We start from the raw sequence: 11,758 nt of genomic DNA on the forward strand, positions 1-11,758 counted from the left end.
GCGGCGCCGGCCGCCGAGGAGCCGGGAAGGTGCGGGCCCGCCGCGTCCTCCCTGGTGGTCGGACCCTGCTGCTGTGGAGCGGTGGCGTCCTGGCCGCCGCCGCGGCGATGGTCTTCCTCTTCTACTTCTCCATCGCCTTCGTCGTCGAGGACGTGCAGGTGGAGGGCGGCCGCGAGGACGTGGCCGCCAGCGCCCTGGAGAAGGCTCAGATCCCGCACGGCCGCCCCCTCGCGAGGGTGTCCGAGGGGCGGGTCAGCGAGCGTGTGCTCGCCGACCCCAGGATCGCCTCGGTGGAGGTCGAGCGGGACTGGCCCTCCTCGATCACCCTCGTCGTGACCGAGCGCGACCCGGCGCTGGCGCTGCGCGGGGCCGGCACCACGTGGCTCGCCGACGCCTCCGGCGTCCTCTACGAGCAGGTGGACAAACCGAGCAAGAAGCTCCCGCTCATCACGCTGCGCACCGACCCGACGGAGCTGGACCGGCAGACCGTGACCGGGCTGGCCGAGCTGTGGCGCACGCGCCCGGACCCGGACACCCTCGAGGGTGAGTTGAGCCCTCCCTCCGTGGCCCAGGACGGTTCGGTCGAGATGGACCTGGGGCAGCTCACGCTGCTGTGGGGCGCCCCCACCGACAACGAGAAGAAGTGGCACGTCGTCACCGCCCTGGTGGGGCAGGAGACCATCGACCCGGAGGGCGCGCTGGCGATGACGATCGACGTCCGGGTCCCCGGCACGCCGGTGGTCACCGGGCTTCCCGAGGCCACGGGCCGATAGACCCTCGACCTTCGACCTGAGGTCGAGGTTCATCCCTGAGGGCGGGCCCTCGCCGCCCGCGTATGCTCGCGCTCACGCACCGCATTCGATGCATCGCACCCGCACCCGTTCCGAAAGGTCCATCGTGTCCGCAGCGCAGAACTACCTGGCCGTCATCAAGGTCGTCGGCATCGGCGGAGGTGGCGTCAACGCCATCAACCGGATGATCGAGGTCGGCCTCAAGGGTGTCGAGTTCATCGCCATCAACACCGACGCCCAGGCCCTGCTCATGAGCGACGCCGACGTCAAGCTCGACGTCGGCCGCGAGCTGACCCGGGGGCTCGGTGCGGGAGCCGACCCGGAGGTGGGCCGCCGTGCGGCGGAGGACCACACCGAGGAGATCGAGGAGGCCTTGCGCGGGGCCGACATGGTCTTCGTCACCGCCGGGGAGGGCGGTGGCACGGGCACCGGCGGGGCGCCGGTCGTCGCCAAGATCGCCAAGAGCCTGGGGGCCCTGACCATCGGTGTGGTGACCCGGCCGTTCACCTTCGAGGGCCGGCGCCGGGCCAACCAGGCCGAGTCCGGCATCGCGACGCTGCGCGACGAGGTCGACACCCTCATCGTCATCCCCAACGACCGCCTGCTGTCGATCTCGGACCGCACGGTGTCGATGCTCGACGCGTTCCGCAGCGCCGACCAGGTGCTGCTCTCGGGTGTCCAGGGCATCACCGACCTCATCACGACGCCCGGCCTCATCAACCTCGACTTCGCCGACGTGAAGTCGGTCATGCAGGGTGCGGGCTCCGCGCTCATGGGCATCGGCTCCGCCCGGGGTGAGGACCGCGCGGTGCAGGCGGCCGAGCTCGCGATCTCCTCGCCGCTGCTCGAGGCGAGCATCGAGGGCGCCCACGGTGTCCTGCTGTCCGTCCAGGGCGGCTCGGACCTCGGGCTCTTCGAGATCAACGAGGCGGCCCGACTGGTGCAGGAGGCCGCGCACCCGGAGGCCAACATCATCTTCGGCGCGGTCATCGACGACTCCCTGGGCGACGAGGTGCGGGTGACCGTCATCGCGGCCGGCTTCGACGGCGGCGCCCCGCAGACGAGGGGCGAGGGCAACGACCGCGCGCTCGGCCAGGTGCACGCCGGCGGCACCAACCGTCAGCAGGCTCCGCAGCAGGGCCAGCAGCGGCCCGCTGGGGGCCAGCAGCAGCCCCAGCAGCAGCGTCCGGCGGCGGACCAGGGCGGGCAGCGGGTCGCCGGCGCCCCCGGCAGCCAGGCGCCCGCCCACAGCGGCGCCCCGCAGGCGGGCCAGCGGGGGGAGCAGGACGCTCAGCAGCCGACGCAGGGCCAGTCCTACGAGGGCGAGGGTGGCGCGGCCCAGCAGCCGCAGCGCCCCGTGCAGCAGCCCCCCCGCCAGGTGACCTTCGAGGACTCCGACGACCTGGACGTGCCCGACTTCCTCAAGTAACTTGGAGCCCTCCAGAACTGCCCCCGCCGACGCTCGGCGGGGGCAGTTCCATGAGGTGGTTGAAGGTATGCAGGACCTTTAGTTCTGGTCTAGACCACCTCACGAAGAGGTATAGCGAGAGTAAAGAACCGCAGGTCAGGGCGCCGTTATCAAACCGTTACCTTGATTCTTCAACCAGGGGCTTGCGCCGTTGAATCCGGGGTGTCACTCTTCTTTCTGCCGGGGTTACCCGGCGGTACGGACCGGGCTCGCCCCGGACGTGCCTCCGTCACAGGAACCCGACGTCATCAAGCTCCCCGGAGGGGTGTGCGACGTCCCTACCCCTCTCAAGGAGAGTCCCTCATGTCCAGCATCTTCTTCGCCCTCGCCACCCTGAAGTCCCGTCTCGAGGAGGCCGACAAGGAGCGCGGCGCCACCGCCGTCGAGTACGGCCTGATGGTGGCCCTCATCGCCGCCGTCATCATCACCGCGGTCGCCCTGATCGGTACCGAGCTGACCGGTCTCTTCAACACGGTCGCCGGTCGCCTCTGAACCTGGCGACGGAACCGCGTCCGGCACGACGAGCGTCGTGCCGGACGCGGCCCGCCGGGCGGCCACCGCGGACCGAGCTTTCGTTCGGAACGCTCCGCCTACGCCGGGACGACCACCCTTCCTCTTTCCGGTGGTCACCCATTCCGCTCCTGCCGGTCTGCAGGCGCACCTCTTTACGTCTGTCCGGCATGTACCCTGCCATTCTCGAAAGTCCGAGTCATGAAAGCACAACGGGAGAGGGGAGCGGCGGCCGTCGAGTTCGCCCTCGTCGCCCTGATGCTCATCACTCTGGTTTTCGGGGCCGCCGAGTTCGGCCGGCTGTGGTTCCTCCAGTCCACCCTCGCCGCTGCGGCACGCGACGGGGCGCGGGAGATGGCGGTCAAGAACGACCAGGGCGACGCGCAGGCCGCGGCCCAGCAGGTCTTCCCGGGGGCGGCCGTGGCGGTCACCCCCGCGACCGGCGCCTGCGACAGCGGCGGCCAGGCCCGGGTGGTCGCGACCTACGACGCCGACTGGATGACCGGGCTCTTCGGCAGCGGCACGATCACCCTCACCGGGGAAGGAGTCATGCGATGCGGCGGTTGACCCAGCGCCTCGCCGGCTCCGACAGGGAGCGGGGGGCCACCGCTGTCCTCGTGGCGCTGCTCCTGACCGTCATGGTCGGCTTCACCGGGCTCGCTGTCGACGGCAGCGCCACCATGGCCAAGCGCCAGGAGCTGCAGAACGGCGCGGACGCCGCGGCGCTCGCCGCCGCCCAGGAGTGTGGCGAGAACGGGTGCGGAGCCATCGACGCCGTGGCCGGCCCGTACGGCGTGGCCAACGTGCGCGCCGAGACGGCCAGCGTCAGCACCGACCTGGACCCCGACGAGTCCGCCCGCGAGGTCACGGCCACCGTCACCGGTACCAAGACCCACTGGTTCCTCCCCGTCCTCGGCGTGGACAGCACCGAGCTGATAGCCACCGCCACCGCCGCGTGGGGGGCGCCGCAGAGGGGGCCGTCGATGCTGCCGCTCGCCGTCTCGCAGTGCAACTTCGAGAACGCCGCCGGCCCGGTGCTCGGGGTGCAGATCAGCGTCTACATGCCCAAGAACGGCTCCGAGGCCAACGGCGGCGTCTGCAACTGGGGCTCGGACTACCCGCCCGGTTCCTTCGGGTGGCTGGACCACGCCGTCGAGTGCCAGGTCGAGATCGTCGTGGGGGCCTATGTCGACACCAAGACCGGCACCTCGACCGTCTCCGGGTGCGACTTCTCCTCGCTCGTCGGCGAGACCGTGCTCATCCCGATCTTCGACGATGACATCGGCACCGGTGCGAGCGGCAAGGTCCGCGTCACGAGGTTCGCCGCACTGGAGCTCGAGGGGATCAAACCCAGCAACGGCAGCTCGGCCTTCGGCCAGGCCTGCGGTCCCAAGCCGAGCCCCACCGCGGACTACCACAACACCTGCCTCACCGGGATCTTCAAGGAGTACGTCGCCTCGCCCGACGACTACCTCGTCAGTGATGACGACACCGAGGTCACCGTCGTCACCCTCATCGACTAGCACCACCGCCCCATCCTGCTCATCACGTCCACTCCGGTCACAGGGAGAGTCGTTCCACATGCGTCGAGTCATTGCTGCCGTCCTCGCGATCGTCCTCGCGGCGCTCGGCATCGTCCTGGTGCTGCGCTACGCGCAGAACGCCGATCAGCGCGCGCTGGAGGGCATGGAGACCCGTCGGGTCTTCGTCGCCACCGAGCCCATCCCCGAGGGGACGCCGGCGCGCGAGCTCCCGGGGCTGACCGAGGCCCGGCGGGTGCCCGAGGCCTACCTCATCGGCGGTGTCATCACCGACCTCGACGACCTCGAGGGCGAGGTGGCCCTTGCGGACGTCCCTGCGGGGGAGCAGCTGTCGACGGCCCGCTTCGCCACCCCCGACGAGATCCGGGGGCGCGACGACTTCGAGCTCCCCGAGGAGGCGCAGGACCTGCACCAGATCACCGTGCCGCTGGGCACGGCCCGGTCGCTCGGTGGTGACATCGCGGCTGGCGACACGGTCGGGGTGTTCATGTCGTTCGAGGCGGAGTTCCAGCGGGGTCTCTACGTCGACGCCGACGGCGAGGTGCGCTGGCTGGAGGATCTCCCAGATGACGCCCAGTCGGACTCATCCGAGGACGGCGGCAACGACAGCCTGCGGCTCGACCTCACCCAGCTCGCCATCGAGAAGGTGCTGGTCACCCGGGTTCAGGGCGGTTACGTGCCGGCCCCCGCGCCGGCGGCCACTGACGAGGAGGAGCAGGACACCGCCGCGGCTCAGGAAGAGGAGTCCGGCCCCGAGGAGGAGATCCTCGTCACCCTGGCCCTGTCCGGTGGCGACGCCGAGCGCCTGGTCTACGCCATGGAGTTCGGGACGGTCTGGCTCAGCTACGAGCCGGAGACGGCCCAGGAGGACGAGCCTGACGTCAAGGTTGTGCAGCTACCCGAGCTCGTCGGGGACGTGCTCCAGTGAGTGCCACGATCCTCGTCACCTCCTCCACCGAAGCTGCCCGGAAGGTGCGGCTCGCCGGGGGCGACGACCTGACGGTGCTCCAACCGCAGCAGCTGCCGGCCACCGCGCCCCAGTTGGTGGCCATGGCCCCCGAGCCCGACCTGGTCAGCGCGGTGCTCCTGGACGTCCGGGCCGGCGGTGTCGCCGAGGCCCAGGCGCTGGACGTCGCGGGACGTCTGGCGGCCCAGTACCCGTCGGTATCCGTCCTGCTGCTCACCGACGCCGCGGACCGGCTGGCCCTGCCGGCGCTGCGCGGCGGGGTACGCGACCTGGTGGACCCGGACCTCTCGATGGAGGAGCTGCGTCTGTCGCTGCGACGGGCCGTCGAGAGCGCCACCGCGGGCACATCCGAGCCGCAGAGCTTCACCGGTCGCGTCATCACCGTCGCCTCGCCCAAGGGCGGCGTCGGCAAGACCACGCTGGCCACCAACATCGCGGCCGCGCTCGCGGAGCAGGCGCCCCAGGGCACGGTGCTGGTCGACCTGGACGTGCAGTTCGGCGATGTCGCCTCCGCGCTGGACCTCCAGCCGACCTACACCCTCGGTGACATCGTCGTCGGGCCTGGGCTCTCCGACGCCATGACCCTCAAGACGCTGCTGACCCGGCACGGGTCGGGACTCCAGGTCGTGTGTGGCGTGCACAGCCCCGCCGAGGCCGATGTCGTGACCCCGGCCGCCGTCGACACCCTGCTGCGGCTGCTCAAGCAGGAGTTCCGTTTCGTCGTGCTCGACACCGCCCCCGGGTTGAGTGAGCAGACGCTGGCCGCGATCGACCACACCACCGACCTCGTGCTCATCACCAGCCTGGACGTGCCGGGCGTGCGCGGGCTCAAGAAGGAGCTCGAGGTGCTCGACGAGCTGGAGCTGTCTCCCTCGACGCGGCACGTGGTCGTGAACTTCGCCGACGGTGATGCGGGACTGACCGTCAAGGACGTCACCGCCGCCATCGGCCGGGAGGTCGACCTCGCCCTGCCCCGCTCGCCCAAGGTGCCGCGCAGCACCAACCAGGGTCGGCCCATGGTGAGCGCCATGCCGAAGGACAAGCTGAGCCGGGCCATCACCGGTTTCGTCGGTCGCTTCGCCCATCTCCCTAGCGGGAACCGCTGGAACGGCCGACACCGAGGAGTGGTCCGATGAAGCTCTCCGACCGGCTGCGCGCCGCGCAGAACCCACGCACCCCGCAGCCGGTGTCCCCGGCAGCGGTGCCGACGGCCACCCCGGCTCTCCCATCGCCCACGCCCGACCGGGCCGTCGAGACCACCGTCGAGGACGCGCCGACGGCTCAGGCGCCCCCCGTCGAGCGGCCCCCGACGTCGACAGCGGGGACCCCGGCTCCGGTGAGCTCTGCGCTGCAGAGCTTCAAGGAGCAGGCGCGGGAGCAGCTCTTCCAGAAGCTGGGGGGCCGGCTCACCGACTCCTCCCTGCAGGAGGCCGAGCTGCAGGCGCTCGTGCGCAAGGAGCTGGCCGCGCTGGTCCAGTCCGCCGACATCTCGCTCAAGCCGGAGGAGCGGCGGCGGCTCATCGACGACCTCACCGACGACGTCCTCGGCTACGGTCCGCTCCAGAAACTGCTCGACGACGACGACGTCACCGAGGTCATGGTCAACGGGCCGGACCACGTCTACGTCGAGCGGGCGGGCCGGCTCACCAACTCGGGAGTCGTCTTCACGTCCGAGGAGCAGCTGCGCCGGGTCATCGAGCGCATCGTCTCCCGGGTGGGGCGGCGCATCGACGAGTCGTCTCCGCTCGTGGACGCCCGGCTCGAGGACGGCTCGCGCGTCAACGCGGTGATCCCGCCCCTGGCGGTCAACGGCTCGTCGCTGACCATCCGCAAGTTCGGCAAGGTGCCGCTCATGGCCGCCGACCTCGTGCGGCGCGACTCGCTGACTCCCGAGATGGTCACCCTGCTCGACGCGTGCGTCAAGGCACGGCTCAACATCCTCGTCACGGGTGGGACCGGCACCGGCAAGACGACGCTGCTGAACGTGCTCTCCTCCTTCATCCCGAGCGACGAGCGCATCGTCACCATCGAGGACGCCGTGGAGCTGCAGCTCCAGCAGGAGCACGTGGTGCGGCTGGAGAGTCGGCCGCCCAACATCGAGGGCCGCGGCGCCATCACCATCCGCGACCTCGTCCGCAACTCCCTCCGCATGCGTCCCGACCGCATCGTCGTCGGTGAGGTGCGGGGCGCCGAGAGCCTGGACATGCTGCAGGCGATGAACACCGGCCACGAGGGGTCGCTGTCCACCGTCCACGCCAACACCCCCCGCGACGCCATCGCTCGGCTCGAGACCCTCGTCCTCATGGCCGGCATGGACCTGCCGCTGCGGGCGATCCGCGAGCAGATCTCCTCCGCGGTGGACCTCATCGTGCACCTCTCGCGACTGCGGGACGGCACCCGCCGGGTCACCCACGTCACCGAGGTGCAGGGCATGGAGGGGGAGATCATCACCCTGCAGGACGCCTTCGTCTTCGACTTCAGTGCCGGGGTGGACGAGCACGGGAAGTTCCTCGGGCGCCCGCGTGCCACCGGCGTGCGTCCGGGCTTCACCGAGCGCTTCGAGGACCTCGGCATCCGGCTGCCGCCCGGGGTCTTCGACCAGGACCTGAGGGCGAGGGAGACGTGGTGAGCCTGATACTCAGCCCTTGGGCCGCCGCCCTGCTGATCCTGGCCGGGCTCGGCCTCGCCCTGGCCGTCATCCTCGTGCCCTCCACCCGGGCAGCCGCCCGGCGGCGGGTGGGGGCGGTCCAGCAGCAGTCGACCCTGACCCGCGTCACCGACCGGGCCACGGCATCCATCGCCAGCACCGTCGCCCGGGGCCGTCGAGGGCTGGCCTGGGAGCGCGCGCTGGACCGGGGCGGCTTCACCCAGACCCTGCCGGAGTACCTCCTCCTCGTGGGTGCCGCGGCGCTGGTGGGCCTGGCCATCGGGGTCGTGCTGGGCTCGGTCGTCATCGCCGTCCTGCTCAGCGGGTTCGCGGTGGCCGGTGGTTTCCTCCTCGTGAGCATCAAGGCCGAGCGGCGCCGGAGCGCCTTCGCCGAGCAGCTCGACGACATCCTGACCCTGCTGGCGAGTAACCTGCGGGCCGGGCACAGCCTGCAGCAGGCGCTGGACTCGCTGACCGCTGACACTGAGGACCCGGCCGCGGGCGAGATCAGCCGTGCGGTGACCCAGATCCGGGTCGGTCGGGACACCACCGAGGCGCTCGCGGACGTCGCCGAGCGGATGGACAGCGACGACTTCCGCTGGGTGGTGCAGGCCATCGCCATCCACCGCCAGGTCGGCGGCAACCTCTCCGAGGTGCTCGACACCGTCGCGGAGACCATCCGGTCCCGCGGGCAGCTGCGTCGCCAGGTCGAGGCGCTCAGCGCTGAGGGCAAGCTCTCCGGGCGGGTGCTCATGGCGCTGCCCTTCTTCGTCGTCCTCGTGCTGTCTTTCCTCAACCCCGGCTACCTGTCGGTCTTCACCACCACGACGTTGGGCTTCCTCATGATGGGGGCGGCCGGTGTGCTGCTCGTCGTGGGCTTCTTCTGGATGCGGGCGACCGTCAAGGTGGAATTCTGATGGCCAGCCCGTTCGTCGCGGTCGTCGTGGCCGTGGTCGCCGTCGCCGCCGCGGCCCTGCTGCTCACCTACTCACTCACGTCCGACACGGGTGCGCAACGCTCGCGGGCGGTGGCGAACCTGCACCGGGGCGGCGCCCGCGTCGGCGAGCGTGCGCAGGACGAGCCGCAGCGATCGGGACTCGTGGGGCTCTCGCGGCGGCTCACCCCGACCGCCTGGGTGCGCCAGCTCGACCGGCTCCTGGCCCGCGCGGGGCGGCCGGCGGCCTGGCCGCTCGAGCGGATCCTCGTCACCAAGCTGCTGGGCGCGAGCGGCGCCCTGGCCCTGATGCTGCTGCTGATCTCGCGCAACCCGGGCAGCCGCCTGGTCGTCTTCGGGGTCGCCGTGGTTGGCCTCGCCTGGTTCCTGCCCGACCTCCTGCTCTACAACACCGGCATCAAGCGGCGGACGCAGATCCAGAAGGCGCTGCCGGACACCCTCGACCAGATGACCATCGCCGTCGAGGCCGGGCTCGGCTTCGAGGCGGCCATGGCCCACGTCGCGCGCAACAGCAACGGACCGCTGGCCGAGGAGCTCATCCGCACGCTGCAGGACATCCAGGTCGGCCAGCCCCGGCGGCAGGCCTACCAGGCCCTGGCCGACCGCAGCCCGGAGCCGGACCTGCGCCGCTTCCTCCGTGCGGTCATCCAGGCGGAGCGGCACGGGGTCTCCATCGCCCGGGTGCTCTCCACCCAGGCCGACGAGATGCGCCTCAAGCGCCGGCAGCGCGCCGAGGAGAAGGCCATGAAGATCCCCGTCAAGGTCGTCTTCCCGCTCATCCTCACCATCCTGCCCGTGCTCTTCATCATCGTCATGGGCCCGGGTGTCATCAACATCATCGATTCCTTCTCCGGCCGCTAGGTCGGACGAGCGAAAGGGGACTGCACCGTGCCACTGCACCCGGACGACGTGATCCGCAAGACCTTCAGGACCACCCAGCTGCGCCGTGGGTATGACGAGTCGCAGGTCGACGCCTTCCTCGAGGAGGTCGTGACCGAGCTGCGGCGTCAGCAGGCCCGGGTGGAGGAGCTCGAGGGGGAGGTGGCCGGCCATACCTCGCGCGGCGCCGACGACGAGGTGTCCGAGCGGGTGCAGCGTGAGCAGCACCAGGTCGACCTCATCCGCACCGAGCGCCGCGAGCTGGTCACCGAGCTCGCGGAGGTGCAGGCCCGGCTCGACCGGTCCACCACCGCCGCCGACGAGGCCGACGAGCGCGCCGCTGCCGCCGAGGCGGCCGCGCGTCAGGCACAGAGCCGCCAGGAGGAGGCCGAGGCCGGCCTCGCCGCGAAGGAGGACGCGCTGCGCCGGGTCCAGACCGAGCTGGACCAGACGGTCGCGGCCCACGACCGGGCCGCCACCGAGCTGCGCACCCTGCGGGTGGCGGCCGAGACCCGGGGGACCGAGACCTTCGGGGACGACCTGGACCTGCCCGAGGGCGACGACCCGCAGCGGACGGACCTCGACGTCATCCTCACGGTGGCCCGGCGGCTGCACGAGGACTACGTGGAGCAGGGTCGGGCCGAGGGCGACCGGCTGCGCGAGCAGGCCCGCGTCGAGAGCGAGGCCGTCCTGGCCCGGGCCCAGGCGGACGCCGAGGCCCAGACGGCCCAGGCCCGGGAGCAGAGCGTCGGCCTGCTGGACCAGGCCCAGGCCGAGCACGACCGCCTCGTCGGGGAGGCCCAGGCCGAGCAGGAGCGCCTGCTGGGCCAGGGCCGCTCCGAGCACGAGCGGCTGGTCGGGGAGGGGCAGGGCGAGCGGGAGCGTCTGCTGGCCGACGCGCGGGCCGAGCACGACCGCCTCCTCGCGGAGGCCCAGGGCGAGCACCACCGCCTGCTCACCGAGGGCCGGGACCAGCACGACCGTCTCGTCGCCGAGGCGGAGGAGGAGCGCGCGGGCATCCTGGCCGACCTGCAGACCCGCAGGACCATGCTGGAGCAGCGGCTCGCCGGGCTGGACGAGGCGCAGGCCGGCTACCGGCAGCGGCTGCGCGAGCTCGTCCAGGCGCAGCTGTCCGCGCTGGACGACGAGGCCTGGCGCCGCTGAGCCCGGGGCGGGGCCGCTACCCTGCTGACCGTGTTCACCTGGCGAGAGCGGCTCGACCCGACCGGCGACGGCTACGGCGTGGAGTGGGCGGTCACCGACCGGCACGGCGGCGCGAGCCAGGACGGCTACGCGTCGTTCAACCTCGGCACCCACGTCGGTGACCTGCCGGAGGCGGTCGAGACGAACCGGCACCGCCTGGCCCACGAGCTCGGCCTGCGAGGGGCCGACCTGCGCCTCATGGACCAGCAGCACGGCTGCTCCGTCGCGCTGACCACCTCCACCCGGGCGGGGGCCGCCGGTGGTGCACCGCCGCCCCCCGGGGCGGACCGGGACGCCCCGGCGCCGGCCGTGGACGCCCTCGTCACCGACCGCACCGACGAGGCGCTCGTGGTGCTGGTCGCCGACTGCGTGCCCCTCCTGCTCGTCGACCGCACGGAGGGGCTGGCGGCCGCCGTCCACGCCGGCCGGCCGGGGCTGCTCGCGGGGGTCGTCCCGGCGGCCCTCCAGGTGCTGGGCGAGCTGGGCGCGCGCCGGCTCGAGGCGGTCGTCGGCCCGTCGGTGTGCCCGCGCTGCTACGAGGTCCCCCCGCACCTGCGCGACGAGGCGGCGGCGCTCACCCCGGCCGCCTCCGCGGTCTCCTGGACCGGCACGCCCGCGATCGACGTCGCGTCCGGGGTGGTGCAGCAGCTGGCCGACAGCGACCTCGACGTGACCCTCCGGTGGCTGCCCGGCTGCACGCGGGAGCGGTCCGACCTCTACTCCTACCGTCGTGACGGCGTCACCGGTCGCTTCGCCGGGGTCGTGCGGCTGCTGCCGCCGGAGCAGGTGGCCTGAGC

12 protein-coding genes are annotated in these 11,758 nt (G+C 72.0%); all 12 read left to right on the forward strand.

Features of this window, described 5'->3' with window-relative positions:
• Positions 1-29 precede the first annotated feature (29 nt).
• Positions 30-773 (forward strand): cell division protein FtsQ/DivIB, encoded by a 744-nt coding sequence (locus FHD63_RS04790; RefSeq protein ID WP_139720570.1) that lies wholly within the window; start codon positions 30-32, stop codon positions 771-773.
• A gap of 124 nt (positions 774-897) precedes the next feature.
• Positions 898-2,220, forward strand: a complete 1,323-nt coding sequence (ftsZ, locus tag FHD63_RS04795; RefSeq protein WP_139720572.1) for a cell division protein FtsZ — start codon at positions 898-900, stop codon at positions 2,218-2,220.
• Positions 2,221-2,562: 342 nt separating this feature from the next.
• A complete protein-coding gene (locus tag FHD63_RS04800) occupies positions 2,563-2,751 on the forward strand; it encodes a Flp family type IVb pilin (protein WP_139720573.1) in 189 nt (62 codons plus the stop codon).
• A gap of 219 nt (positions 2,752-2,970) precedes the next feature.
• Positions 2,971-3,336: a TadE/TadG family type IV pilus assembly protein gene (locus FHD63_RS04805; RefSeq protein WP_139720575.1), complete on the forward strand. Its 366-nt coding sequence runs from the start codon at positions 2,971-2,973 to the stop codon at positions 3,334-3,336.
• Positions 3,324-4,292 carry a pilus assembly protein TadG-related protein gene (locus FHD63_RS04810; RefSeq protein ID WP_139720576.1) on the forward strand — a complete coding sequence of 323 codons (969 nt, stop codon included), beginning with the start codon at positions 3,324-3,326 and terminating at the stop codon, positions 4,290-4,292. Before FHD63_RS04805 ends, FHD63_RS04810 begins: the two co-directional genes overlap by 13 nt.
• Before the next feature lie 58 nt (positions 4,293-4,350).
• A complete protein-coding gene (gene cpaB, locus FHD63_RS04815; RefSeq protein ID WP_158296706.1) occupies positions 4,351-5,238 on the forward strand; it encodes a Flp pilus assembly protein CpaB in 888 nt (295 codons plus the stop codon).
• Entirely contained in the window at positions 5,235-6,413 is a 1,179-nt protein-coding gene (locus FHD63_RS04820; protein WP_139720580.1) for a CpaE/TadZ family protein, read from the forward strand. The genes cpaB and FHD63_RS04820 overlap by 4 nt, the downstream gene beginning before the upstream one ends.
• The gene (locus FHD63_RS04825) at positions 6,410-7,906 is read left to right on the forward strand and encodes a TadA family conjugal transfer-associated ATPase (protein WP_139720582.1); all 1,497 of its coding nucleotides are present in this window, start codon (positions 6,410-6,412) and stop codon (positions 7,904-7,906) included. Before FHD63_RS04820 ends, FHD63_RS04825 begins: the two co-directional genes overlap by 4 nt.
• Positions 7,903-8,841: a type II secretion system F family protein gene (locus FHD63_RS04830; RefSeq protein ID WP_202978413.1), complete on the forward strand. Its 939-nt coding sequence runs from the start codon at positions 7,903-7,905 to the stop codon at positions 8,839-8,841. Before FHD63_RS04825 ends, FHD63_RS04830 begins: the two co-directional genes overlap by 4 nt.
• Positions 8,841-9,740, forward strand: coding sequence for a type II secretion system F family protein (locus FHD63_RS04835; RefSeq protein WP_139720583.1), 900 nt, complete (start codon positions 8,841-8,843; stop codon positions 9,738-9,740). The genes FHD63_RS04830 and FHD63_RS04835 overlap by 1 nt, the downstream gene beginning before the upstream one ends.
• 27 nt (positions 9,741-9,767) lie before the next feature.
• Positions 9,768-10,922 carry a DivIVA domain-containing protein gene (locus FHD63_RS16855; RefSeq protein WP_139720585.1) on the forward strand — a complete coding sequence of 385 codons (1,155 nt, stop codon included), beginning with the start codon at positions 9,768-9,770 and terminating at the stop codon, positions 10,920-10,922.
• 30 nt (positions 10,923-10,952) lie between these two features.
• Positions 10,953-11,756 (forward strand): purine nucleoside phosphorylase YfiH/LACC1 family protein, encoded by an 804-nt coding sequence (locus FHD63_RS04845; protein WP_139720587.1) that lies wholly within the window; start codon positions 10,953-10,955, stop codon positions 11,754-11,756.
• Positions 11,757-11,758 lie beyond the last annotated feature (2 nt).

The organism is Serinicoccus chungangensis, from assembly GCF_006337125.1.
Lineage (GTDB): Bacteria > Actinomycetota > Actinomycetes > Actinomycetales > Dermatophilaceae > Ornithinicoccus > Ornithinicoccus chungangensis.

What these genes read in the sequence shown, in the direction of transcription:
- FHD63_RS04835 (WP_139720583.1), top strand. Translation starts at nt 8,841, where the DNA reads ATGGCCAGCCCGTTCGTCGCGGTCGTCGTGGCCGTGGTCGCCGTCGCC.
- cpaB (WP_158296706.1), top strand. Translation starts at nt 4,351, where the DNA reads ATGCGTCGAGTCATTGCTGCCGTCCTCGCGATCGTCCTCGCGGCGCTC.
- FHD63_RS04800 (WP_139720573.1), top strand. Translation starts at nt 2,563, where the DNA reads ATGTCCAGCATCTTCTTCGCCCTCGCCACCCTGAAGTCCCGTCTCGAG.
- FHD63_RS04825 (WP_139720582.1), top strand. Translation starts at nt 6,410, where the DNA reads ATGAAGCTCTCCGACCGGCTGCGCGCCGCGCAGAACCCACGCACCCCG.
- FHD63_RS04810 (WP_139720576.1), top strand. Translation starts at nt 3,324, where the DNA reads ATGCGGCGGTTGACCCAGCGCCTCGCCGGCTCCGACAGGGAGCGGGGG.
- FHD63_RS04805 (WP_139720575.1), top strand. Translation starts at nt 2,971, where the DNA reads ATGAAAGCACAACGGGAGAGGGGAGCGGCGGCCGTCGAGTTCGCCCTC.